This is a genomic window from Vibrio maerlii, from assembly GCF_003415655.1.
GTDB lineage: Bacteria > Pseudomonadota > Gammaproteobacteria > Enterobacterales > Vibrionaceae > Vibrio > Vibrio maerlii.
Map to the genome: position 1 here is coordinate 183028 of NZ_QRHC01000004.1, position 24275 is coordinate 207302.

20 protein-coding genes are annotated in these 24275 nt (G+C 43.2%); 9 read left to right on the forward strand and 11 right to left on the reverse strand.

What is annotated here, in order from left to right; translation table 11 throughout:
- Nucleotides 1–149: 149 nt before the first annotated feature.
- Nucleotides 150–827 carry a MarC family NAAT transporter gene (locus tag DPF91_RS08315; protein WP_117233949.1) on the reverse strand — a complete coding sequence of 226 codons (678 nt, stop codon included), beginning with the start codon at nucleotides 825–827 and terminating at the stop codon, nucleotides 150–152.
- A 481-nt stretch (nucleotides 828–1308) separates the two neighbouring features.
- Between DPF91_RS08315 and DPF91_RS08320 the strand changes: the two genes are divergently transcribed.
- Complete coding sequence (locus DPF91_RS08320) at nucleotides 1309–2352, forward strand: alpha/beta hydrolase (protein ID WP_117233950.1); 1044 nt, start codon at nucleotides 1309–1311, stop codon at nucleotides 2350–2352.
- A gap of 212 nt (nucleotides 2353–2564) precedes the next feature.
- The gene (locus DPF91_RS08325) at nucleotides 2565–4361 is read left to right on the forward strand and encodes a mechanosensitive ion channel family protein (protein ID WP_241033790.1); all 1797 of its coding nucleotides are present in this window, start codon (nucleotides 2565–2567) and stop codon (nucleotides 4359–4361) included.
- A gap of 101 nt (nucleotides 4362–4462) precedes the next feature.
- Here DPF91_RS08325 and DPF91_RS08330 read toward each other — a convergent pair whose 3' ends face one another.
- The 8 genes from DPF91_RS08330 to secD all read right to left on the reverse strand — a co-directional run bounded on the left by DPF91_RS08330 (nucleotide 4463) and on the right by secD (nucleotide 13540).
- Nucleotides 4463–5389 carry a LysR family transcriptional regulator gene (locus DPF91_RS08330; protein ID WP_117233951.1) on the reverse strand — a complete coding sequence of 309 codons (927 nt, stop codon included), beginning with the start codon at nucleotides 5387–5389 and terminating at the stop codon, nucleotides 4463–4465.
- A gap of 328 nt (nucleotides 5390–5717) precedes the next feature.
- Nucleotides 5718–6419, reverse strand: a complete 702-nt coding sequence (locus DPF91_RS08335; protein ID WP_117233952.1) for a hypothetical protein — start codon at nucleotides 6417–6419, stop codon at nucleotides 5718–5720.
- Nucleotides 6420–6492: 73 nt separating this feature from the next.
- A complete protein-coding gene (locus DPF91_RS08340) occupies nucleotides 6493–7170 on the reverse strand; it encodes a hypothetical protein (protein ID WP_117233953.1) in 678 nt (225 codons plus the stop codon).
- A gap of 172 nt (nucleotides 7171–7342) precedes the next feature.
- Nucleotides 7343–8734 (reverse strand): magnesium transporter, encoded by a 1392-nt coding sequence (locus tag DPF91_RS08345; protein WP_117233954.1) that lies wholly within the window; start codon nucleotides 8732–8734, stop codon nucleotides 7343–7345.
- A gap of 44 nt (nucleotides 8735–8778) precedes the next feature.
- Nucleotides 8779–9435: a DedA family protein gene (locus DPF91_RS08350; RefSeq protein ID WP_104029169.1), complete on the reverse strand. Its 657-nt coding sequence runs from the start codon at nucleotides 9433–9435 to the stop codon at nucleotides 8779–8781.
- Nucleotides 9436–9492: 57 nt separating this feature from the next.
- On the reverse strand, nucleotides 9493–10584 hold the full coding sequence (locus tag DPF91_RS08355; protein WP_117233955.1) for a calcium:cation antiporter: 1092 nt from the start codon (nucleotides 10582–10584) through the stop codon (nucleotides 9493–9495).
- A 266-nt stretch (nucleotides 10585–10850) separates the two neighbouring features.
- Nucleotides 10851–11753: a protein translocase subunit SecF gene (gene secF / locus DPF91_RS08360; protein WP_117233956.1), complete on the reverse strand. Its 903-nt coding sequence runs from the start codon at nucleotides 11751–11753 to the stop codon at nucleotides 10851–10853.
- Nucleotides 11753–13540 carry a protein translocase subunit SecD gene (secD, locus tag DPF91_RS08365; RefSeq protein WP_117233957.1) on the reverse strand — a complete coding sequence of 596 codons (1788 nt, stop codon included), beginning with the start codon at nucleotides 13538–13540 and terminating at the stop codon, nucleotides 11753–11755. Before secD ends, secF begins: the two co-directional genes overlap by 1 nt.
- A gap of 209 nt (nucleotides 13541–13749) precedes the next feature.
- Here secD and DPF91_RS08370 point away from each other — a divergent pair, with 209 nt between their 5' ends.
- The 4 genes from DPF91_RS08370 (at nucleotide 13750) to DPF91_RS08385 (ending at nucleotide 17873) form a co-directional block, all read left to right on the forward strand.
- Complete coding sequence (locus tag DPF91_RS08370; RefSeq protein WP_241033791.1) at nucleotides 13750–14055, forward strand: hypothetical protein; 306 nt, start codon at nucleotides 13750–13752, stop codon at nucleotides 14053–14055.
- A gap of 71 nt (nucleotides 14056–14126) precedes the next feature.
- Nucleotides 14127–15581, forward strand: coding sequence for a DUF1214 domain-containing protein (locus DPF91_RS08375; RefSeq protein ID WP_206355548.1), 1455 nt, complete (start codon nucleotides 14127–14129; stop codon nucleotides 15579–15581).
- A 121-nt stretch (nucleotides 15582–15702) separates the two neighbouring features.
- The gene (locus DPF91_RS08380) at nucleotides 15703–16497 is read left to right on the forward strand and encodes a hypothetical protein (protein ID WP_117233959.1); all 795 of its coding nucleotides are present in this window, start codon (nucleotides 15703–15705) and stop codon (nucleotides 16495–16497) included.
- 332 nt (nucleotides 16498–16829) lie between these two features.
- A complete protein-coding gene (locus tag DPF91_RS08385) occupies nucleotides 16830–17873 on the forward strand; it encodes an alpha/beta hydrolase (protein WP_117234220.1) in 1044 nt (347 codons plus the stop codon).
- A 441-nt stretch (nucleotides 17874–18314) separates the two neighbouring features.
- Here the strand turns inward: DPF91_RS08385 and DPF91_RS08390 are convergent, their stop codons facing one another.
- The gene (locus DPF91_RS08390; protein WP_117233960.1) at nucleotides 18315–18848 is read right to left on the reverse strand and encodes a hypothetical protein; all 534 of its coding nucleotides are present in this window, start codon (nucleotides 18846–18848) and stop codon (nucleotides 18315–18317) included.
- Nucleotides 18849–19029: 181 nt separating this feature from the next.
- On the opposite strand from DPF91_RS08390, the gene DPF91_RS08395 reads away from it, so the two are divergent.
- Nucleotides 19030–20244 carry an Lcl C-terminal domain-containing protein gene (locus DPF91_RS08395; RefSeq protein ID WP_117233961.1) on the forward strand — a complete coding sequence of 405 codons (1215 nt, stop codon included), beginning with the start codon at nucleotides 19030–19032 and terminating at the stop codon, nucleotides 20242–20244.
- A gap of 531 nt (nucleotides 20245–20775) precedes the next feature.
- Nucleotides 20776–22191, forward strand: coding sequence for a tryptophanase (gene tnaA, locus DPF91_RS08400; protein WP_117233962.1), 1416 nt, complete (start codon nucleotides 20776–20778; stop codon nucleotides 22189–22191).
- Between the two features lie 97 nt (nucleotides 22192–22288).
- On the opposite strand, the gene DPF91_RS08405 is transcribed toward tnaA, so the two are convergent.
- A complete protein-coding gene (locus DPF91_RS08405) occupies nucleotides 22289–23272 on the reverse strand; it encodes a hypothetical protein (RefSeq protein ID WP_117233963.1) in 984 nt (327 codons plus the stop codon).
- A gap of 297 nt (nucleotides 23273–23569) precedes the next feature.
- On the opposite strand from DPF91_RS08405, the gene DPF91_RS08410 reads away from it, so the two are divergent.
- A complete protein-coding gene (locus DPF91_RS08410) occupies nucleotides 23570–24181 on the forward strand; it encodes a flavin reductase family protein (protein ID WP_117233964.1) in 612 nt (203 codons plus the stop codon).
- The last annotated feature ends 94 nt before the right edge of the window (nucleotides 24182–24275 follow it).

Below are 24275 nucleotides of genomic sequence, written 5' to 3' on the forward strand. Positions count from 1 at the left end.
AATAATCAAGTGGCGACAGAGTGGCGACGAACTATAGATTATTGATTGGGTTGCGCATGATTTTATCCCAGTATTAAAAGGTAGGTTTGTCGCAGGAATTTCTAATCAAGGTAGGAATTCCTGATACTCATTTTTCTATGGGCCTAGAGCTAGGCTGCATTTAATGAAATAGCCTTTAAGATCGGTTCCATAAAACGTTCACTTGCTAGGTATCCACCAAGACCATCAAACACAAATTGAAATGCAATACAGATAAGAATAAAGCCCATGATTCGAGTAAGAGCATCCAAGCCCGTTACACCCAGTGCCTTGGAAATAAAAGGGGCTCCTTTCATCGCTATCCACGCCACAAATACTACCAACAAAATTCCTGTTGAGATTGCGAAGTAACCCGGTAAATCATCTGAGCCAGCTGCCATACTAATAACAACAGATATTGAACCAGGCCCACTTAAAGAGGGCATGGCTAACGGCGTAAAGGCTATATCAGCTTTACTCTTTGATTCTTTTTTTGCCTCAGCGCTAATTTCCTGACTGTTGTCTTTTGGTGACAACATGCTGAAGCCAACGCGCATAATGATGATGCCGCCCGCGACACGAATTGCAGGGATTGAAATACCGAAGAATTCTATGATGACCGCACCAGACCAAAGAAAAACTAATAGTATGCCCGCCATAAAGAAACAAGCTTTCAAGGCTTGTTGATTGGACCATTCTCTGGTGTGCCCACGTGTTAATGATAAGTACAAAGGAACCGTACTAAATGGATTGGATATGGGGAGTAGTGCAAAGAAGGTGAGCACTACTATTTCAAAAAAATTTAACATGGTTTATCTCTACTCCAGTTAGTTATATAAGCAGCATTGGCTGTCTTGTAATGCACAGATCTGACATCACACGCTGCTGTACTCTATGAGACAGCTTGTCCTCGGTCCGAATAAGTAAAGATGCATTACAGAGAGTCTAGTTATGGCGTAAGCAAGCAAAAAATAAGAGCCATCTAGACCTTAATTACGTCTTCCTCATAACGTTGCAAGGCTAGCTGCTTAACCTGATGACTAAGAAGAAAAAGAAAGCTAAGTAACTTATAAATATCATGCAGGCAGGTAAATATTTCATGCTCAATCCTCACGTTGGTGAGAGGATTATGAACAGGGCCGTTAAGTAGGAAAAGGAATTAGAGAAATTCATAATTGAATGATTAATGGGCAAATTTGAATTGCTGTAATTCATCGTCAATTCAATATTTTGAACGAATAATAGTTGTACTTAACCAACAACGGTTTACATGCTCAAATTGGATTTAAAATGAAAAAGAAACTATTAAACACACTCATCCCTACCTTATCTATTGGCTTATCAATTAGCACAGCATTTGCATCTATCACTATAGATGAGCGAACGATTCCAACTCCGGCAGGGGTTTCATCAGAGTTCGCTCAAATTATAGAGAACAGAACGATTCCAGCGCCATTGCCAGTGCCAGCTAACACCGAAGAATGGTTAACGCTGCAAACCCAGTTTGATGCGCCAGGAATCGAAGTTACGCATAAAGCGCTAGAGCGTTCGGGTGTGACTTATGAAACTAAACAAATTGCAGGAGTTGATACATTCTTGGTCACCCCAAAGAACATAGCACCAGAGTACAAAGGTAAATGGTTAGTTCACATTCATGGTGGGGCATTCGTTTTTGGTGGTGGTGAGGTTGCTTTACGTGAAGCGATTTGGGTCGCAGATGGGTTAGGGGCACAAGTGATTTCCATTGACTACCGCCAACCACCTTTACATCCATTCCCTGCTGCAGTTGATGATGCAGTCTCCGTTTGGAAGGAACTGATCAAAACTCAGTCTCCGGATGCAACAGCTATCTTTGGTACATCGGCTGGCGGCAACTTGACCCTTGCGACCACGCTTAAACTCCAAGAGTTAGGGCTTCCAATGCCAGGTGCTTTGTTTGCAGGAACGCCTGCTGTCGATTTGAAAGAGACATCGGATTCTTGGTTAACGCTCCAAGGTCTTGACCCACTTATCCAGAGAGAAGGTACCATTCAAGGTACATTTGACCTTTATGCTGGTGGTGAGCCTTTAGATAACCCGCTTATTTCGCCGATTTATGCCGAGATTGAAGAGTTTCCACCAACGATATTCATCTCGGGTACTCGTGACCTGTTACTCAGCGACACGGTTCGTATGCATCGTCACCTGCGTGGTGCGAATGTAGATACCGATCTTCATATCTATGACGGCCAATCTCATGGCGATTATATGAATAGTCTTTTATTTGATATGCCCGAGTCAGATGATGCACTTAATGAACTAAGGAACTTCTTTAATAAGTACATTAATTATTAATTAAAGGGATCTCAACCAGGAAACTATTCACAGGGAGGTGGCTTCTTACTATAGGGGGCTATGATGACAAAGGTATTCGCTTCTATATTCAGGTGCGTCGCTACGTTATTGCGAGCGAGCTACCATTATTCTCAATATCAATCCATATCTGATCATTCATATTCAATAGCTCCAATGCTGGAGATACCCGAACAGACTAGCAGGAGAAAAAGGTGATCAGAATTCAATACAAAACACTACTTGGATTGTGCTTACTGATATTCAGCTCATTTGCAATATCAAGCGCAACTCTTGAGTTATCAGACACCTCTAGCCCTAGCAAGACGTTAACCAGTTTTATGCGAAACTCAAACATTGTTATTGAACATTGGCAGCAAGAATCGCTACATTTAAAAGAAGCCCAGTACGCCTACTCCCAAGTTCAACGAACGATGGATCTCTCGATGGTGCCAAATCGCAGCAGAACCGTAGTTGTTATGGAAAAAGTGATTTTACTTAGAGAGTTACTTGACCGAATAGATCCAAAGACTCTCAAGCTTGCTCCCCGTCTTGATCAAGTTGTAGAGCAAGGGATTGATCACTGGCGATTTGGAAATACGGAAATCGTAATATCACGCCAATTGGAGGGAGGCCGTAGTGACCAGTTCTTATTCAGCTCGAGTACCATCCAAAGCTTACCTCGTTGGTATCGCACGATGTCAGTGTCTCCGTATTATGAAGAGCACCGTACCGATTATTATCAAGAGTTTCTAATAAGCCCCGGGCCACTATTTTCTAAGCAGTTCATCTTATCTCTACCTCAATCATTTAATCAGCTTCACGGTCCATTACCACTTTGGCAATGGTTAGCTTTTGGTGGAGTCCTCATCTTGTGCCGGCTGTTGATGAAAATCAGTTTTATTTTAGGAGAACGTTGGAATCAGCGCTGGGAGAGTAGAGGAATAAAATGGCGGACAGGAAGATTGTTCTCATTAGTCGGGGTTGTGAATTTATTGTTTCTGTCCAGATGGGTAATTGACGATGGTATTTGGATTACAGGGAGTGTTTATCAACTGTTTACTACTTTATTTTTACTTGCTCAGTTCTTCTTTGTCTCATGGCTTATCATGGCGATTTTTAACTACTTTGCCAACATCTATGCCTTTAAAAAGCATAACGGAAAGCATGTTGATTCATCATTGATCACTGTGCTCGCTCGTATTTTTGGTGGCCTAACAATTGTCATTCTTGGCGTTTACGTCATTGAGTTCATGGGTTTTTCAATCTCACCTATTCTTGCTGGTCTGGGGGTTGGTGGTCTAGCAGTCGCGTTGGCGGTTCGACCAATCTTGGAAAACGTTATCAACGGACTCACACTCTATGCTGACGGTGGAGTAAAACTTGGTGAGTTTTGCCGCTATGGGGATAAGCTTGGGACCATAGAGAGTATAGGCTTACGGTCAACGCGTGTTCGAACCTTAGAACGCTCGTTAATTACCATCCCAAATTCTGAGTTTGCCAATATGGAGATTGATAACTTAGAGCGACGTGATAAACGACGCATGGATCATATTATTAGGCTCCGTTCAGAAACGACACTTGAGCAGCTTCGGGTTCTCATTGTTAATATTCGCCGTTTGTTATTGCAGCACCCTATGATTGAAGAAGAACCGGTTCGGGTTCGATTGATGGGAGTAGGGGAGTACTCCATTAACATCAACATGATGGCATACATATGTTGCCGCGATCATGAAGAGTTTATGGCGGTGCAAGAAGATATACTTTTTTCAATGCTGACTCAGGTCGATGTTGTTGGTGCGAAGATTGCGCATTCTACGCAATACCAGTTATTCGATAAGGTACCTGAGGAAAATCAAGAACAGAAACGAAAAGCGGAACAAGTGGTTGCTCAATGGCATGAAGAACAAGCCTTCCCGTTCCCTGATTTCAGCTACGAATATAAGTTCGAAATTAAAAATACCATCATGTATCCATCAGCAACCTCTGCGGTACGTCTGCCCTCGGCTTAATATGCACTGGACTGTATATTGATAAAAGGGGGCTAAAGCCCCTTCTCAATGATAGACCTTTTTGTTGATAGTAACCCTTGAGTCTGATGAGTTCGGCAGTGTTAGTCAGATTGAACTACGCTATCAAAGAAACTTTGCATGGTTTGATGAAGTAGTTGATGAAGAGGAAAACCTCTTTTGGATTGGAGGTAGCCCCCTTCAATCCCAATTTGTCGTAACTCTTTGGGCAACTTAGGAAGTGGATAACAACTCAGTTCAGGTTGATTTTCGGTCATAATGCGGCTACCAAAAGAGATGGCATCTGTATTTCTAAGTTTGCTGAGTAGAACGGTTAGGCTGTGCGTAGAAAGTGCCATGTTTGCCTTGTAACCCCTAGAAATGTAAACATCTTCCACAGGGGCTCTTTTGGTGTTTATTCCATCAATCATTATTCTAGTGAGCGGTAAATGATGAATGTCTTCCCATTGACTACTTTTTTGCAATACAGGGTGATCTTTGCGCGCGATTAAACACAACTTTACTTCCTGGAGTTTATGCAAGTAGATATCTTGTGGTAAAGGGATACCCGCAAGCTGTAACAAATAGTCCACTTGACCATTTAACATTTCAGCCAGGTTTTTATCTTGCCAATACACCATTTTGAAGCTTGCACGCGGTAAGGCTTTTTGTAGTGCTTCAAAGATACGATCCCCATACAGTTCGAGCAAAAATATGTTCAAGGCAATGGTGATTTCACCAGTAAACTCTTTTGGATCAAAGTTGTGATAGGACTCAACGACTTTAATTAGCGGAGAATACATTTCATCTGCTGCTTCGGCTAGTTTCTCTGCTAGCTCAGATGGCTCAACGCCGTGAGCTTTACGAATAAAAAGTTGATCGCCAAACGTTTCTCTTAACTTAGCCATCCCTCTACTGACGCTGGTTTGTGATATACCAAGCTTGTCTGCTGCGGCATGAGTATTACGAGTTTCAACAACAGCTTTGAGCAACTTGAGCAGATTTAGGTCTAAGTCTTGAAGTTCTTTCATGGGTTACCTTTCGCAATGAGGTTTGAAAGTTTCCTTTAAGAATAAGGGAAATTGGCGTTTGTTCAATAGTTTAGGGGTGACATATGTTAAAGAATGTTTGACCCAATCCGCAGGGTGAGCAGTGAACACAAATTCGCTTTCAAATAAATGAGTGATATCACGAGGGCAAGTAAAAGGAGGGCTAACAACATCCGTGTTACGAAAAGAATATTATAATTCTAAGTGGAGTACGAGACCCGAGTTAGCGTGCATTGGTTTGTTAGGCACGTATAGGTGATTAATGAACCAAGTATATGGTACGCGATAGATAATCGAATCCATAATTCAGTTAAAACGCGTACGTATAGTTCAAACCAAGTTTATTGTCGGCCTTTTCATAGACGCCATAATAGAGTGAAACGTTTTGATTATCTGCGACTCGATAGGAGAAACTACTTTCCCAGTCTAACGTATTGATTTTAAGCGTTTGGTCGCTCAAAGACATCGTATAAATTGGAGCAATCATTATAGAGGCTTGCTTTGCAATGGTCACCACACTGTATAACTGCGCCATGGCAATAGGCACTTCTTTATCGAGGTAGTTACTGGAAATGGCGCCTGCGCCAATGACTGGTGCGACAATGAGACGTTCATGCAGTGGTAGGACTTGCATCGCGTTCAATACGAAAGTGTGTGTATCGTTACGGTCGTCATATAAGTAATCACCCATTATGCCACTACCATAATTGGTGCTTAAAGCTGCTGCTCGGAATCTGTATGTGTCAAAATTGTTCAGAGATTGCGCAAAAATCAATGCTGCCCAGTTGTCATTGATCGTTCTTGCATAACCAAATCCGGTATCAAAGCCTTCACTACTATAACCCAATTGAAGTGAGCTATAGGCAGCGGTCGGGTCGGTGAAATCAACGGGTGCTGTTTCTATGGTCGCTTCTGTAAATTCTTCTACAGCAGAGTCAAAGTTGTTCGTGTTTTCTTCTGCGATTGAATAGGTGCTAAGAACACAACTAAGAAGTAATAGTTTAGTCTTCAAAGGAACTCACTTATTTAAATGTTGGAAATTAGGTATTAAAAAAGAGCTGCCTGTTGCTGGCAGCTCTAATAACTCAGAATGAGTGTTTAAAAGAAAATAATGACAGGTTATTACCATCATCATATTGGTAGCTATACACGAATGCGCTTGTATTATTAAATTGATAACCAAGTTCTGCTGTGTAATCCCAATCTCTTAGTTTTGACTGATTGCCATTATCCTCTCTTATTTTACCGAGACTGTAAGTGTATTCAGGAGTGAATCCCACCCACAGGCTAGGGTTAAGGTTGTAAGTCATATCAAGTGATGCACTGGTGTAGTAAACACTGCTGCTCATGTCTTGATGTTTTAAATTACCTAGTGCAATTTCAGGAATCAGGCTAAGCTTATCCGTGACGTTGCTTGAATGGTATAATGTGAACTGGTAGTCGTTTGCACGTAAATCTCTAGATTGATAGTCAGTATCATAGTGATAATTAAATGCTCCTCCTAGCCCATCAGTACGTTGGAAGTCAAAGCCAAATTCGTGGTTATCAAAATTGTCTCCGCTACTATATGAACTTAGCAAACTCCAATTATTATTTAATGATTTGGCATATTGCAGGCCAAAATCGAAATCGTTGCTGCCGTAACCAATATTAAATCCCGAATAATGTTCTTTAGAATCCGAAAAATCAATATTGGCATTTGCAAGCACTAAGGGTGAAGAAATAAGTGATGCAATTAATAGAGATGTTTTAGTTAGTTTCATAAATATAAATCCTAGTTGTGTTTGTTTATGGTGCTATTTTATTTATCGACTTAGTTTTTGACTATGAATTACAGCGATTCATATTTGCTAAACGTATAAACAAAAAAAAGCCCCAACCAAAACTGGTTGGGGCTCAAAGCTGGGCTGTTTTGTGATGAAAAAGCAAGTTAGATCACAGTAAAAAAGCGTGTGCTAGATACAGAACACTGAAGAACGAAATTGCGTCGGTTAAGGTTGTCAGCATTGGGCTTGACAGCATGGCTGGGTCGAAGTTGAGCCGTTTTAGTAGCAATGGCAATGTACCTCCAATCACGACAGCAAGAGTGGAAGAAAGTGTGTAAGCAATCGCGACAACCAATGGCAATCCAGAGTGCTCCCCGCCAAGCGTGAACAACGTAAGCAGAGCCAAAACACCACCAATGAGCATTCCATTGATCGCGCCGATTGGAATCTCTTTCGCGACGACATACAGCAGATCTTTGGCAGAGATCTGTCCCATTGATAGTTCACGTATTGATACTGCAACGGATTGATTTCCAGCCGCACCAGAAAGGTTTGCGACAAGCGGCAACACGGCTGCTAAGACGGCGATTTGTTCAATGATGGGTTCGTAAATCGCAATGATTGAAATAGCGGCATAACTTAAGGCAACCGAAGGCAGCAAAAAGGTGAGTCGGCGTAGGTTACGTTTAAGTATTGGCATGGCGCGAGACTCATCACCGCCAAATACTCCAGATTGCTCCAGCATTTGCTGCTTCGAACGTTGATATAGAGCTTCATTAAGATGCTTAAAGCCGACGATGCCCATTTGGAAACCTTGTTCATCAACGATGGGAATAACGGGGTGTAAAGTGGTGTCCAGCGTACTTTTAATTGTATTTAGATCCGTGTCAGGGCTGATAACGGGCACGGTGGTATCTATGTATTCCCATAATGACGTGCCACGTGCTAGCAACAGTACGTCACGGATCTTCAGCCCGCCTAAATAACTACCTTCATTGTCATGCAAATAAACGTAACGCCACTCTAGTCGATCTAAGTTATGTTCTTCTGCGCTTAATATTGCGCTCAAACTGTCGATGGTAGCGTCTGCTGCCAGTTTGAGGACTTCGCTCTTGCAAATACCTCCCGCAGAGTCTTGTGGGTATTTCAGGGCAGCACGCTCTTCGTCTTTCCATGTCGAAGGTAGGGCTTGCCTGAGCTGTTTTTGTAGGTCGCTTGGCAGCTCATTGAGTAGCAGCCGGCGGTCTGCGGAATGCAAATATTGAAATAGCACTATGGTGCTGCTTTCAGATAGTTGACTGATCAGCCATAGAAGCTCGGGATCAGATAAGTGATCAAGTAAGTTGGCAGCAAGGCTTGGGTTTACTTCGCTTAAGAGAGTCCAAGTGGCGATACGTTGCTGGTCAGAGAGTTTCCTTAATACTGATGGCAGTTCGACGGGTTCAGCTTCTAGAAGCGTTTGGTTCAGTCGTTTCGCCTTTCTTAGAGTGAGACACTCCAGTATTTTGAGGTACAGCGTTTCCGCCCCTTCTGATGAAAAAGCTAATGTGATTAATGTCATATGTTAGACCTTTGACAATAAGTGAGAATGCGATTGAAGCGATTTCATTCGGATGTTTGTGGTTGTCGCTTCTTGGTTGCAAGCCGAATAAAGAGGGCGATAAATGCGGTGACCATCAGGATTAAACTGCCCATTAAGAACCACTTTGTAATCAGCTCTTGATATTGAGAGACGAATGGGTGGCGCATGATCCACTTTCCGAGCAGCAATAGACTGAAGACCCATGTAATCGAACTAGTGAAACTGACAACAAGCGTTCGAATTACACTTAGCTGTGCAACGCCCATTAGCATTGGGGTCAATACGCGGACAAATGGAACAAACCGCGAAACGAATAAGGATAAAAAACCGTAGCGGTTTAATAGTCTCTTTGCCTTGGGTAATGATTCATCTGGAAGGGTTTGCTCGGCTTTACGCATGAATTGAGTATTGTGCAGCCAACGCCCTTGTAGATAAGCAATGATGCTTCCAAAAAAAGAGGCACTAGTGAGAAGTACTAAAGCACTTGAAAAATCAATCGCGCCCAAACCAATCATTCCCCCGACAAACAGCACTAGGCCATCACCGGGTAGTGGTAAGAAAACAAAACTCGACTCAAGGAAAAGCACGACGCCAAGCAAAAGCAATAAAATGTGCAGTGAATTCAATTCAAGTAAGGCATCAAAGTCTTGCAGCCAAATTGCGGAAATAATCTCTTGCATGGAAACTCCAAGTTAGCGTGGGCTCTGGCTGTTGAGTGCTGGAGCCCACAATGCGTTTTAATCAAACATTAAGATGATGTAGGCAAAGAACAGGATGAGGTGGGTTGCACCATTGAGCGAGTTGGTTCTTCCGCTGCTAAAGCTTACGCTTGTCATTAATAGCGTTGCACCCAATAACACCATTTCAGCAGGGGCGAGTCCGAGTTGGATGGGTTCGTTCATTACCCCAGAAATCAGCAAAACAGCGGGAACGGTTAGTGCAATTGTGGCGAGAACCGAACCAAAGAAGAGGTTCATCGCGCGCTGTAATTGATTGGTCACGGCAGCTTTAACGGCACCAACCGCTTCTGGGGCGAGAATTATCAAGGCAACAATCAAACCACCTAGAGCCGCAGGTGCGCCCATTTCAGTGATGCCATCGTTAATTGGAATCGCGAGGCTTTTCGCTAATAAAATCACGACGACTAAATAGCTCACCAACATAATGGTATGGAAGATGTTGCTATGCAGTGGTCCGTGGTGTTCATGATGATCTTCGTTATCACCATCAATGAAGTAGTCGGTATGGCTGCGTGTTTGAATGAACAGGAATACGGCATACAAAGCGATTGAAGCGAGTACCAATGTCCAAGTTAGACTGGCCGACATGTTACCCAGCGGATCCATACTGGTGAAATTAGGGAGTACCAAACACAGTAATGCAAGTGGGATAATGGCGACTAAGTACGCTTTTATTCCATCAAGGTTGTAGGTTTGAGTATGGTATTTCATACCACCGATCAACAAGGTGATACCAACAAAGCCATTAAGCACTGCCATCACGACAGCAAACATGGTGTCACGTGCTAAGAAGGGGTTCGATTCGCCTGTTAACATAACTGACGAGACCATGATGACTTCGAGTAAGACAACAGATAGCGTCAATATAAGTGTGCCGTATGGGTCGCCAAGCTTTATCGCCAGAGCATCTGAGTGGCGGACAACAGAAAAAATCGCGCTCATCACTGCGTAAAACAGCACAGCAGTAATCATTATGTAGGCGAACTGAGAGAGTTCTCCTGTGAGTAAATTGTCGCCGATCAGCTTAAAAAATAGAACGGCAACAATGCCAAGTGGCAGTTTGTATTCTTGTTTGAGTACGTTGAGCATGTTGAGCCTTTATTGAGTAACCGAAGGCTCGCTAATGTCCTTTAACGAGAGTAAATCGGGTGAATACTGCAATTTCCTGTGCAGCAAACGGTTCGTTTCAAGTTATGTGTTTAAGCTTTTGCATCTAAAACGAAATCTACAAAGCTATGCGTCTAACCATGTTGTTAACTTAAGATGAACAGGTGGTTCAGACCATGAATTAGAGAAATTCTTTGTTGCTATCAGACGAGCGAACGTCACCCGATAGCGTTCTAAGTAATTAACAGCTAAGGCATGCTTTGAAGGGAGTCAGCTTCTTCTTGCTTATAGTGGATTGGTTTTAGACCCACCCAAGTTGGTAGCAACGTACCTATCGAGATAGAAGACCATGTCCCACTGAAAATACCGACGCAAAGTGCAATGGCAAAGCCTTCTAGTGCACTCCCGCCTAATAGCCAAAGTGATGAGACTGTGACTAAGGTGGTGCCTGATGTGACCAGTGTCCGTGACAATGTTGATACGATTGACTGATCGAGAAGGGCATTAGTTTCACCGTTTGGCTTAGAGCGAAATACCTCGCGGATTCGATCTGAAATGATGATCGAGTCATTGAGGGAGTAGCCCATCACAGCCAATAATGCAGCCAACACGGTTAGGTTGAATTCGATTTGGGTCACTGCAAATAGACCTAGCACAATGACAATGTCGTAAACCAATGCCGCAACAGAACCTAGCGCTAATCGCCACTCAAATCGGTAGCTCAAGTACAGCAAGGTAAGTACGAAACAAGCCAAAATCGCCAAGCCGCCTTGTTCGACCATTTCTAGTCCAACCTGAGGGCCAATCACGCTGCTGTTGGCAATGTGAAAATTGCTGTCTATTGGCAACAGTGCTTGGTTCAGTTCTTCTCGCAAATCGTGGTCTGTATGATTGAAACGCAGTTGCCAATTTCCTTCGCTGCCCGCAGCGGTTACTTGTACGTCTTGGCTCAATGCCGAGTCGAGGTGAGATTTGATCACAACCTGAGATACATTTGGCTTAGTTTGAATATCGGCGACGACACCTCCCGTAAAATCGAGCCCCCAATTGAATCCTCTTGAGACGATAGAAGTAATGGAAAGTGTCAATAGAATCAGAGATATCATCGTCATCAATTGACGTATTTTTGTGACGTGAATTGATTTAGTCATTACAGTTTTACCTCATGTGAGGTGTCTCTTCCCCACAGATAGTTGATAAGAATTCGAGACGCAAATACGCCGGTAAACAAGCTGGTCAATAGCCCTAGTCCAAGTGTGATAGCAAAGCCTTGAATCGGACCGTTACCTATTGCATACAAAGCGATGGCGACGATCATGGTAGTGAGGTTGGCATCAAAAATTGAAGAGAAAGCACTATCGAAGCCTCTGTCTATGGCTTGGGCAAAGTTTCGTCCTTCTCGCATCTTGTCTTTGATGCGCTCAAAGATGAGTACGTTGGTGTCGACAGCCATACCTACAGTTAACACAAGCCCTGCAATACCCGGAAGTGTCAGTACTGCCCCCGGAATGAGTGCCAATAGACCAAACAAACATACTAAATTGATAGTCAGTGCCGCATTCGCTACCCAGCCAAGGCGTCGATACCAACAAGCGATAAACACCAAAGTAAAACCCAGACCTAAAGCGAGTGCGGCAAAGCCATTTTTGACGTTTTCAGCACCAAGCGTTGGGCCAATCGTACGTTCTTCAACAATGGTGACAGGGGCGGTGAGAGAACCTGCTCTCAAAAGAAGAGCTAGATTTTGCGCTTCTGACATGGAACCTACGCCTGTGATGCGAAAGCGGTTGCCAAGTGTAGATTGAATCGTTGCGACGCTGATGACTTTACTTTGTTCAATGGATCGCCCAGTTTCAGACTGACTGTATTCGCTATACACAGTTGCCATCGGGCTGCCGATATTGCGACGCGAATGATTAGTCATAAGACGCCCACCCGTACTATCAAGGGTGATGTTTACTTCGGGTGTCCCCATTTCTCCCAAGCTAGCGCGAGCGTCGATAATATGCTCGCCGCCTAAGATACTATTTCTTTGAAGAATGACAGCTCTACCATCTTGGTCATTGATGGATTTTGTTCGCACGCTGGCATTGGGCTCTATATGGTAAAACGCTAATGATGCAGTGGCACCAATGATGTTTTTTGCCGATGTCGGATCTTGTACTCCTGGCAGTTCGATACGAATTCGGTTTTCACCTTGGCGTTGGACGGATGCTTCTGTGATACCTAACTCTTCTATGCGACCTCGCATTGTTTGAAGGTTTTGCGTCACAGTCAGAGTTTGAATCGCACGCCTTTCTTCCTCATCCAATGACACCACTAAGCGCTCACCAGATTGGCTCAGCGTCCAATCTGGGTACTGTGTTCTTAAATAGGATCGAATATCACTCAGTCTCGAATCATTATATTGAGTAATGGTCACTTCACCGTTTTCTACACGACCACGTACTCGAAACTCTCGACGAAGATCGTCTATGGCAGATTGTGCGTGAGCATTGAAAACGGGGACGAGATCCACTTCTAACAGAAACTGAACGCCTCCACGAAGATCTAAGCCAAACTTAATCGGTTGAAAACCCAGCGAGGTTAGCCAAGAAGGAGCCGATGGTTCGAGTGCGAGTGCAACAGTTTCGAATGATTGTTTGAACTCGGATATTAAAGCTTGTGCGGGAGCTTGTTGTCCGCTGGACGCAAACGTCACAACTAACCTGTCGTTACTTTCACTCACGCTATGAACATCAATATCGTTAGCAATTAGATAGTGATACACCTCATCAGAGTGTGCCGAGTGCGATTGTTTTGAAATATGCAAAGCTTCACGTTCACCAAATGCAGAGGGTAGGGCACTGAGTAGCATCAAAGCTACAGTCACCGCGAGAACGATAACTTTCCATTTGGCTGAGTAATTTATGGTTGCGATTGAGCGCTTTAACTTCATGTCGGTTACATCTTATTGATTAATTCATACGTAAATAGCGTCGGGCCATATTATTTTCTTTATTCAATATCACTATGGTTTTGAGAAATTCATATTTGGGTAATAAGACGCTTCATATATGAATTTCTCTAATTCCTATCGGTTAATCAATTTTGTTTTAATAATGGGACCAAGATAAATAATCAGGGCTAATTCAAGTGGAATACACAATGTATTTAAACGACCGCAAATACAGAGTTTGCGATATTGGAGAAGGGAATTGCACTTTATTACTTAGTTACGCTCAAGAAGTTGAGTCATTACATGAGCACTTTAGCCATCAATTTCTTGAGATTGATAGAATGATAGTTATCGATATATCAACATGTTGGAGTGGGGATATTGACCTTTTAGATGAAAGCGAACGCTGCGAGTTAATGAAAGATATTCGGTTGCTAGCGGATATTTACTGGCTTGAAGACTACGAAATTAAAACAGATAAAGGGCTGGAAATTAATCAAGTCATACCTTTATGAAATTGATGGTCTTAATTCAAAAAAGAACATTTGAAAAATATTGAATTACTCAAAATGATTAGGAACAGGTAATGAAAAAATTGACGACAATCATGACGCTAGCCTCTGGCTTGGCTTTTACTGGGCTGGCGTACTCAACCGAACGTGTAGAGCTGACTGATGAACAGATGGATAATCTGGTCATGCGAACCTATCCCTACGTGGCGATGTTTAATGTGAACAACAAGTTTGCGTTAGACGAAAACAACCCTTTGAATACAGGTGGCTACAACCAATACCGAGCGAATACAGAACTGGCTGATCATACATTGAAAGCCATTGCGCGCCCTAATAACGACACGCTCTACGGAGTTGCCTTGGTCGACGTGACTAAAGAACCGGTTGTAATGGAATTTCCTGCGTTCGATTCTAATTACGTTTCGCTGATGGTTACGGCCTATGATCACTACGTCAATGTGCCGATGTCGGTCTCACAGGGCGACTTTAGCCAACCATCCACTATCCTGTTCTATAGCGAACGCACACCAGGCTACGATGGCACGCCAGTAAAAGGCGTGGGTCAGGTCTTTGAGGTGTCCGGTGACTTTGTCAGCGCAGCATTGCGTGTAATGCCACATGTGGCGGAACCTGAGCGCCTAGAAGCAAACCGCGAAGCCATGAATAGCGTCAATCTTGTCACCTTGCCAGAGTTCCTAAACGAGCAGAATTTAGACTCTGAACCATTGCAGGTCAACAATCCTAAAGTAGCCAATAACACTTTGAATTTTGAAGAAGACTTTGCCCGTTTCCCTGAGTTCGGTTCCGATTTTGAGGTATTTGAAGAGCGTTTTGTTGAAGTCATGCAATTTGTGGTTAACCACACCACCTTTGATGTCAATGATCAGGCAGATCAAGCACTTCTCAAGGCTCTGATCCGTTTGGGTATCAAACCGGGTCAAGCCTTTAACCCACAAGACGCAGCTGACATTGACGGTGTTGCACTACGCAAAGCAGCGCAACGTTTTGCTGCAACGAGCTGGGCGAAAATGGGAGAACCAAATTACCTTGCTGAAAATACAGGCAAAGTCTTCATGCCCAAAGGGGAAATCAGCCCTGAACTACTGTCAGTGCTCTCTGTTGTCGGACCCATTGGCTTGCCGGCCAAGGAAGCGCTCTATCCGCAGTTAATCACCACTGACGGTCAAGCCATGAATGCAATGAATGACTATGAAATTGTTATGACTGCTAGTGAATTGCCACCCGCCAAAGCGTTTTGGTCTTTGACCTTGTATGACTTGGGACACGGTTTCTTTATTCCAAACGAGCGTAAGAAATACAGCGTGGGTGAAAATGCCGGCTACAAGCTTGATGAGGATGGTGGCATTCGTATCGTTGTCTCTGCAGAGCGCCCAGAAGGCGTGCCTGCTGAAAACTGGCTACCTATAGAGCGCAGTGACCTTGATTTGAGTTTACAAATGCGTCTTTACAACCCAGACCTTGAAAAATATGAAAACTGGTCAACGCCAACGGTTAAGAAAATAAACTGACCCGCTCCAGTACGTTATTGAGGGTAACTCTCTTTTACTGCCTCATTTCAAAAATTTAAATAAACAATTGTTCAATATCTGCACAAGGACGTGCCCCTAGATTTAATTAAAGGCACATCTAATGAAAATTAATAAAACGCTTCTATGTATCGGCGCTGCCAGTGCTGTCACTCTTTCTACACATTCAATTGCCAATGAAACAGAAGTTCAAGACATGTCGGATCCACTTGCGGTTTATACCGTCGCAGGATTAGGTTACTCAGATAAAGGCTTAAATCTAAAATTTGGCCAAACGTATGATACGGGTAACGAAACAACAATGGGTATGAATGTTTTCGAAGTGAAAGGTATTGCTGGTGAGGCGCTGGGCTGGAATGGCCGTGGTGCAGACGACAGCATCGACTCGATTCGCTTTCGGAACTACAGTGTTGATTTGCTAAAAGGGCGTGGAACCCAAGTAGATGTCGATTTAGCTTTCACTGATATAGGTACACAAGGCACGGCTTCTTATAGTTTTATTCAGGCGCTTCCAACGATGGGCCCGGTTAACCTTTACCCATTAGCGGGGGTTGGTGTGGCGTTTGGAGCTCCACTGGATGGTTCTGGTGAAGGTGCCGCTCAAGCGCAAGACCGTTGGGACCTACATGGCACATTCTATGTTGCGGGTCTGTACAGCAAGTTAGGCATAACAGACAACATTTGGTTTAACTACAACCCGATGTATACCGGAACCATGTCAGGCTCAGATGCGTTTAAAAACTATGGCATGGAAGGCAAAGATAGTGTCTTTTTACACGAAGCCGCGTTGAGCTATCAAATAAACCCACGTACTAATGTTCGCTATTTTGCAAATTGGACAGAGCGCACCAATTATGCAGATGGTGACCACCGCATAGAAGTGAACTACCAGTTCTAAACAAACTGCCATCCCATCGGGCTAACTGAACAGCCTTAAGTACTTACCGAACCTGTGTACAGAGCGTTGTGCTTATATCAACTAATTAAATAGCCAGTAGTGTCTAACAACGACTGGCTATTTGTGAACTGAATTTAGGTTGGCAGTTTGAACAGTACTCCGCTTTAGTCAGGTTATTAATATTTGTAGTTTCAAAAACGCATTTCTGTAATTCATAGAGTTACATATTCGCATCTTATAAAGTACTTATCAGAGCACAACAGGCGGTAATGGAAGACTAACTGTGAGTGAAATACTTGCTTAATCCGATTACTTAATAGGTGTTAAAAATGATGAAATTGAAAAAACTAAATATCGTTGTTCCCGCGTTAATTCTTGCTAGCTTCAGCACAGCGGCAATAGCGAACTTAAAGATGGACGAAAGAGACATTCCGACGCCTGCAGGCATTTCTACTGAGCTCGCGCACATCATTGAAAATCGAGTGATGCCACCTGCTATGCCAGTACCAAACACTACACAAGAATGGCTAGATGCACGCGTAGTTGCTGACCAACCGTCAATTGACATGGCCAGAGATGCGGTCGAACGCTTGGGTGTTAGCTACGAAGAAAAACGGTTCGCTGGTGTCGACACATTTTTTGTCACGCCTAAAAATGTCGCACCGGAATATGCGGACAAATGGTTGATACATATTCATGGCGGTGCGTTTGTTTTAGGTGGAGGTGATGCAGCTTTGCGTGAAGCAATTTGGTTGGCAGATGGCATCGGAGCAAAAGTGATTTCTGTTGATTATCGCCAACCTCCTTTGCACCCATTCCCGGCAGCAATTGACGATGCTGTGGCGGTTTGGAAAGAGTTGACCAAAACACAGTCGCCGGAATCAACGGCAATATTTGGCACTTCTGCAGGTGGTAATATCACTTTAGCCACCGCGCTCAAGATTCAAGAGCTTGGTTTACCTGAACCTGGAGCCTTATTTGTTGGCACCCCAGCAGTTGATCTAAAAGAGACGTCAGACTCATGGCATGTACTAAGAGGGCTTGATCCTCTAGGGCAGCGAGAAGGCGCGATAGATGCGGCTTTTGAAGTCTATGCTGGAGGAGAACCAATGGATAATCCTTTGATTTCGCCTATCTATGCGGAAATCGAAACGTTCCCGCCAACCATTTTTATCTCGGGTACAAGAGATCTGTTGCTGAGTGACACGGTGAGAATGCATCGCAAGCTTCGAGCACTGGATGTTGAAACGCATTTGCACGTCTACGATGGACAAGCGCATGCTGACTACATGACGAGTTTAATTACTGATGTGCCTGAATCTGAGGATGCGCTAAAAGAGATTGGTCAGTTTTTTAATCAGCACATAAACAGGTAGAACCCCAAAAAGCATATCGTTGATACGCAGCCAGAAAGTGGTGATTCTAGCTGCGTTATAAGGGCGTGATATTATCTGAAAGTCACTTTAGTGGGAGGGTAAGCTTTTAGGTTAGAGGTGTGATAGATATCAAAAGCTATTCATCAAATGTAATTTTAGGGAAGTTGCTAGCAAGGTTATGTTCAAACCCTTCGTAGCGCTGGTTTTAGACAAGGATGAAGAGGGGCGAGTTGTTTGCGTGAGAATACTGAAAGTAACTTTCTTACTACAGTAATTTAGCTGAAGTGCACGATTTACGAAAATATCAACTTATGGTTGTTTTTACAGTCTGACGATACGAAAGCCGCTTCATTAGATGATGAAGCGGCTTTTTCTTTTCTATCAGCTTTGCATTAAGTATTCCGCTAAATTCAACCGATGATGCATAGCTTTTTTATTCGGCTATTCCGCTGAACGACCATACCATTCTTGGAAGTGAGCTCGACTATCACTGCATTCTTGGAGCGTCAGAGTCTTAATTTGATGGTCGGATGTACCATTTCGTCCTCTCTTAGTCGTTAACCCAGACGATAAGCAGAGGTCTGAGTTAGCAATTGGACGAATCAAACCTTCGTTAGTCATTTCAATCTGCTGAAGCTCGGATTGATCGCATGTATTTAGGTTTAACTGAGCGCCAACAGAAAGTTCACTCAGCTCAGCACATACATCAAATTGAGTGATGTACAGCTGGTTTTGTGTGAGCTTTTCAGAGTCGAATGCTTGATCAATGCCTAGACTACCTCGGTAGCTATAGCAGGTGTGTGACTGAAGGGGTTTATCTATAGAAGCCTTCTCACCCTGACCAACCATGTCAAGGCAGTAACCGCTTAAAAATCCGTCGAGTTGATGTTTAAGTGCGATCTCAACATTCTTTGCAATTGCTGGATGGAGAGAAGATACGATAATGAGTGTTAAGGTCAAAATAGGACGATTCATCTTATATCCTTGTCGTGAAACTTTGAACTAGTACTTCTAATGTGCCTTAATCAAAATAGTTGAAATATTTGCTATTTGATAGTTATTCGCAATGAGTAAATCTGTTAACCCTTTCTTAACCGCCTGATGGGATACATTCGAGTTTATTGATGGTGATACAGATTTAATAAAGGTGGTCTCTATGTCTAACGTTCTAAAAGTGTCAGCAGTAGCCGTGATTACTTTCTCGCTGCTAAATCCGGCGTATGCTCAGATTGAAACGCCATTACTACCGGATACAGGGCAAAGCATTCAATACGATACGAAGGGGGAGCCGATGGAAATGTCTGAAAGCTCTCTATATCGTGGTCAAGATGCTTCTATTTCGGGTAACCCTCTTCGATACCAGGATAACGATGATGGAACGATCACAGACTTAAATACTGGTTTAATGTGGCAAAAAAGTCATGATACCGAAAAGAGGAACCTTGCAGACTCCAAAGCTGTTGTAGAAGCGATGAGTTTAGGCGGATATGACGATTGGCGACTTCCAACAATTAAAGAGCTTTATTCACTAGCTAATTTTGATGGGGAGCTAATGAAGCCAGAAAGTGGCAAGGAAAGCAGCCCGTACATTGTCACTGATTACTTTGATTTTGAATATGATAAACGTGTGCCTTTTGCCGGGGCATTCTGGTCGAGTACCGTTTATATCAAAGGTGACGTACAAAACTTTTCAGAGCATGGTGGCCTTGAGGGTGGTTTTGGTTTCAACTTTGCAGATGGTCATATTAAATCTTACGAGACGGGTAGGTTTTTTGACGGCACGTTAATTCAAGAAGAAGACAACATGTTTGTTCCTGGGAACTATGTTCGTGCCGTGCGCAGCACCACAACGCTTTATGATATGGAGTATGTAGATAATCAAGATCAAACGGTGACTGATAAGTCTACAGGCTTAATGTGGGCGAAAAACGATAGTGGTGAGCGGATGGATTGGGTTGAAGCACTAGAGTATGCAAATAACTCAACCCTTGCTAACTACGATGACTGGAGACTGCCGAATGCAAAAGAGCTTCAATCGCTAGTGGATTATGAAAAGACCGAGTTACCTGCAATCAATACTGAGTATTTTGAAGTGACGCCGGCTAAGTTCATAACACAAGAAGATTCTTACTATTTCTGGACGAGTACGACTCAAGGTGACTTTAAGCATACGGCTGTTTATGTCGCTTTTGGTCAGGCATGGAGTAAGAAAAACTCCGATGCCAAAGAGTACTTTGATTGGCATGGTGCTGGAGCGCAACGTAGTGATCCTAAGGCCGGCGATCCTTCTGATTATGAACTGGCTTCTGAAATGGCATCGGACTATATCTCAATTGAAAACTGGGTTCGCCTGGTACGCGATGCGAAGTAACCCATGTCTAATTAATTGCTAAAACTCGCTGTGTAAATAGCGGGTTTTAGCGTTTTACAGTAATAGATTTGCACCGCCAATAGTGTGGACATAACACGTTAACGTGAAGTTACTCTCCATAAAGTTCACATTTACGACTAAGAGGATTTTACTTTCTCTCTCACATATACAATATTCAGTCTTAGTAGTTCACGGTGTTCAGCACTGTTTGAAGCTGCCTACGGATAACTTAATTTGGTATTGCATGGATATGAATACACAAGTGAAAAATAAATATGGATGGCGATCAAGCTCTACAGCTTGGTACACCCACGATTACAAGTTATCTATCCTTTCTAAGCTCGACGTTTAATCCCTTCAATTCGTCTGGACCTTGTGTCTGGTATTTATTCTTTTTTCGATTTATTCCGTTTAGCGAAGTGTCGTGAGCGGAACTGATCGTGATATCCAAAAAAGAGTTAGTCGATCACCCCAACTTTTGTACATCAAAGTACATAAGGATCTGCTAATTGAAATTGATAGGAAATTATCATGGAAAATTTTAAGCACTTACCTGAACCATTCCGTATCCGCGTTGTTGAGCCAGTAAAAAGAACAACGACTGAGTACCGAGAGGAAGCGATACTCAAAGCGGGTATGAACCCATTTTTACTCGATAGCGAAGATGTGTTTATTGACCTTCTGACTGACAGTGGCACAGGTGCCGTTACCCAAGATATGCAAGCGGCCATGCTAAGAGGTGATGAAGCGTATAGTGGAAGCCGCAGTTATCATGCACTTGCGGATGCAGTTAAAGATATCTTTGGGTATGAGTATACGATTCCAACTCACCAAGGACGCGGAGCTGAGCAAATTTACATACCGGTGTTGATCAGCAAGCGCGAAAAAGAAAAAGGTTTAGATCGTAAAAAAATGGTCGCGATCTCCAATTATTTCTTTGATACCACACAGGGGCATACACAGGTTAACTGCTGTAAAGCGAAAAACGCTTATCTTGAAGATGCATTTGATACCAGTGTGAGCGCCGACTTTAAAGGTAACTTTGATTTGGATAAGCTGGAATATGCTATTCAAGAAGCTGGGGCGGAGAATGTACCCTATATTGTGAGCACGATTACTTGTAACTCAGCCGGTGGTCAGCCAGTTTCGATTGCTAATCTAAAAGCGGTATATGACGTTGCACAGCGTTACGATATTCCAGTGATTATGGACTCAGCTCGTTTTGCTGAAAATGCTTACTTTATCCAGCAGCGAGAGCCTGGCTATCAAGATTGGTCGATTGAAGAAATCACGCGCGAAACATACAAATACGCTGATGGTCTTGCTATGTCTGCTAAGAAAGATGCCATGGTGCAAATGGGCGGTTTGTTGTGTTTTAAAGACGAAAAGTTTTTAGATGCTTACAACGAATGCCGAACGCTTTGTGTTGTGCAAGAAGGTTTCCCAACTTATGGTGGTCTAGAGGGTGGGGCAATGGAGCGCCTTGCTGTGGGTCTTTATGATGGCATGCGACAAGAATGGTTGGCGTATCGAATTGCTCAGGTTAAGTACTTGGTTGATGGGCTTGAAGATATCGGTGTTGTTTGTCAACAAGCTGGTGGACATGCAGCGTTTGTCGATGCCGGTAAATTGCTACCTCATATTCCAGCGCACCAGTTCCCTGCACATACACTGGCTTGTGAACTCTATAAAGTAGCAGGTATCCGAGCGGTAGAAATTGGGTCATTGCTACAAGGACGAGATCCCGAAACTGGCGAACAGTACCCTTGTCCAGCCGAGCTACTGCGCTTAACTATTCCTCGCGCTACTTATACGCAAAGCCATATGGACTTCATTATTGAGGCATTTGAGAGAGTCAAAGAGCGGGCGGCGAAAGTGAAAGGTCTTGAGTTTATTTATGAACCTCCTGTATTGCGTCATTTCACAGCGAGATTGAAAGAGGTTTAAGATTAAGGCTAGTCTAGAAGGAGCCACGAACTTTGTGGCTCCTTCTACTTGTTAGTTATTGATAAACTATATCCAATACACCGACTAAGTTTTCAGGCTACTTTACTTCGTACCTAAGCAGGACTTCGTTATCCAGCACAACGTTCGTAGACCAGATGAAACTCGCACCAGCCCCACTGAATTTCTCGATGAAGTTCATGTAAGACTTCTTGTTATTCACACCGATCTCATCTTCAGAATATTCTGTCGCTAGAGGCCATGACGTTGCGTTAAAGTCTTGCGCCATCCAGTTGCTTGGTGTTTCCCAGTGGGCAGCATAAGCATTTTCACCATTGTCTGTTCCTTCTGTGGTACAAGTGTCAGATAGTCGCTTGCCATCTACTTCACTCAAGCATGTTAAATCATAAATTGGCGCGATATAGAACGTTTGTGCTTGCCAGTCAGGCCCCGTTACTGTTCCATCACTGAAGCTTGCGATAAAGCCACCATCTCCAGGGTGGTGCGCCTTGCCTCGATTATTCTCTGTACCTAGACCTAGATTCTCTTCCCAATCGATCACTTTAACGGCAATAGTATATGGCTTATTTACTTTGAATTTTACGATACTTGAGTTGAATGGAGTGAAGGGAACCGTGTCTACAGCAATGAGTTGACCATTGATATAGAGCTCGAAATAGTTGTCAGCAAATATGTAACCAGTGATCTCTTCGCCATCTTCATCAATGATGGTTACGGGAACTGAACTTACATCGACATCTCCAATGCCTTGAGGGGTAATATTGGCACACTCTTCATACAAATCGATGGCTTTTGGTGCGGTCGTGAAGTGGTTTTTAGCAGGAACAGTCCAGACTTTACCGTTAGCATCGGTAATCTCACCAATACCAGCAACGCGGCTTCGGCCGTTTTTACACTCAAACAGATTCTCTTCTACGGTTTTTGCCAGCCCTTGAGTAATGCTTGCTGAACCTTCGTAGTCACTGACATTCTCGCTCGCCGTTAGCTCTGTAGATGGAGTACATCCGGCTAACAATAATGCGATAGATGAAAGAGTGAAAATATTCTTATGCTGAGTAATCATTGATGATAATCCAATAATGTGCAGAAGACTTAAGTCTAGTTGTTAATGTTGGTAGATCAATGTTTTAAGTCATTCAATCAACAATGGATATACGAATCTATTCAGTGCAAATGTCCGGAGTCGGGACGAAATTTTAGGTAAGTTCACTTTTACTAAATGGTGTAAGGCTGGATAATGGGAAACTATAAACAGGCATTGTTTGGTAATTGCTCGAGAGTCATATTAGCCATGATTTTGTAGAGAAGCGCTAACAATTATGATGTATGGTAGCTTAATTGTTATAGACAAGGATGTGCCATGAACCTCAAGCTCGATACACTTGCCCCAACTCAAATTTATCACCTTATGACACAAGCTGTTGTTCCTAGACCAATTGCGTGGGTTCTAACCGAATCCGGTGTTCAAGCGTACAACTTAGCGCCTTTTTCTTACTTCACTGCAGTTTCAAGCAATCCACCTTTGCTGATGTTATCGGTTGGGAAGAAGCCTTCGGGAGAAATAAAAGATACCACTCGTAACGTCCTTGAAAGAGGTAAACTGGTTATCCATATCGCGTCATCTGATTCAGCCGAAGTCATGACCGAAACTGCTGCCACACTAGACCATGGTGATTCTGAAGTAACAGCAAATAATATTGAGTTGATTGAATTTGAGGGTTTTACACTACCAAGAGTGAAAGAATGTGCAGTAGCCTTTGGGTGCACATTATTTGAGGTGAAAGAGGTAGGAGAGGTGCCGCAAAGCCTGATCTTTGCAAAAGTTGAACAGGTATACATATCGGAAGAAGTGATCGATGAAAGTAGTGAACGCCTAAAAATTGATGCGCTTGCACTTGATCCCTTGTCTCGGCTCGGTGGTGGGGAATATGCCACGCTGTCCAATGTATTCTCAGTTACACGACCTAAGTAAAATCGCTAAAGTTGTGAGTCAATGATCTTTTCCTCAAAAATAAGCTTTTAAAACAAACGATTAGATATCATCCTTTTCTATTTTTGGAAGAACT

Bases quoted from the DNA above. Each gene is read 5' to 3' on its own strand.
- DPF91_RS08385 (WP_117234220.1), top strand. From the start codon at position 16,830: ATGAAATTGAAAAAACTAAATATCGTTGTTCCCGCGTTAATTCTTGCT.
- secD (WP_117233957.1), bottom strand. From the start codon at position 13,540: ATGAAGTTAAAGCGCTCAATCGCAACCATAAATTACTCAGCCAAATGG.
- DPF91_RS08340 (WP_117233953.1), bottom strand. From the start codon at position 7,170: ATGAAACTAACTAAAACATCTCTATTAATTGCATCACTTATTTCTTCA.
- secF (WP_117233956.1), bottom strand. From the start codon at position 11,753: ATGACTAAATCAATTCACGTCACAAAAATACGTCAATTGATGACGATG.
- DPF91_RS08350 (WP_104029169.1), bottom strand. From the start codon at position 9,435: ATGCAAGAGATTATTTCCGCAATTTGGCTGCAAGACTTTGATGCCTTA.
- DPF91_RS08375 (WP_206355548.1), top strand. From the start codon at position 14,127: ATGAAAAAATTGACGACAATCATGACGCTAGCCTCTGGCTTGGCTTTT.
- DPF91_RS08405 (WP_117233963.1), bottom strand. From the start codon at position 23,272: ATGATTACTCAGCATAAGAATATTTTCACTCTTTCATCTATCGCATTA.
- DPF91_RS08320 (WP_117233950.1), top strand. From the start codon at position 1,309: ATGAAAAAGAAACTATTAAACACACTCATCCCTACCTTATCTATTGGC.
- tnaA (WP_117233962.1), top strand. From the start codon at position 20,776: ATGGAAAATTTTAAGCACTTACCTGAACCATTCCGTATCCGCGTTGTT.
- DPF91_RS08395 (WP_117233961.1), top strand. From the start codon at position 19,030: ATGTCTAACGTTCTAAAAGTGTCAGCAGTAGCCGTGATTACTTTCTCG.
- DPF91_RS08355 (WP_117233955.1), bottom strand. From the start codon at position 10,584: ATGCTCAACGTACTCAAACAAGAATACAAACTGCCACTTGGCATTGTT.
- DPF91_RS08410 (WP_117233964.1), top strand. From the start codon at position 23,570: ATGAACCTCAAGCTCGATACACTTGCCCCAACTCAAATTTATCACCTT.
- DPF91_RS08380 (WP_117233959.1), top strand. From the start codon at position 15,703: ATGAAAATTAATAAAACGCTTCTATGTATCGGCGCTGCCAGTGCTGTC.
- DPF91_RS08315 (WP_117233949.1), bottom strand. From the start codon at position 827: ATGTTAAATTTTTTTGAAATAGTAGTGCTCACCTTCTTTGCACTACTC.
- DPF91_RS08345 (WP_117233954.1), bottom strand. From the start codon at position 8,734: ATGACATTAATCACATTAGCTTTTTCATCAGAAGGGGCGGAAACGCTG.
- DPF91_RS08330 (WP_117233951.1), bottom strand. From the start codon at position 5,389: ATGAAAGAACTTCAAGACTTAGACCTAAATCTGCTCAAGTTGCTCAAA.
- DPF91_RS08390 (WP_117233960.1), bottom strand. From the start codon at position 18,848: ATGAATCGTCCTATTTTGACCTTAACACTCATTATCGTATCTTCTCTC.
- DPF91_RS08370 (WP_241033791.1), top strand. From the start codon at position 13,750: ATGTATTTAAACGACCGCAAATACAGAGTTTGCGATATTGGAGAAGGG.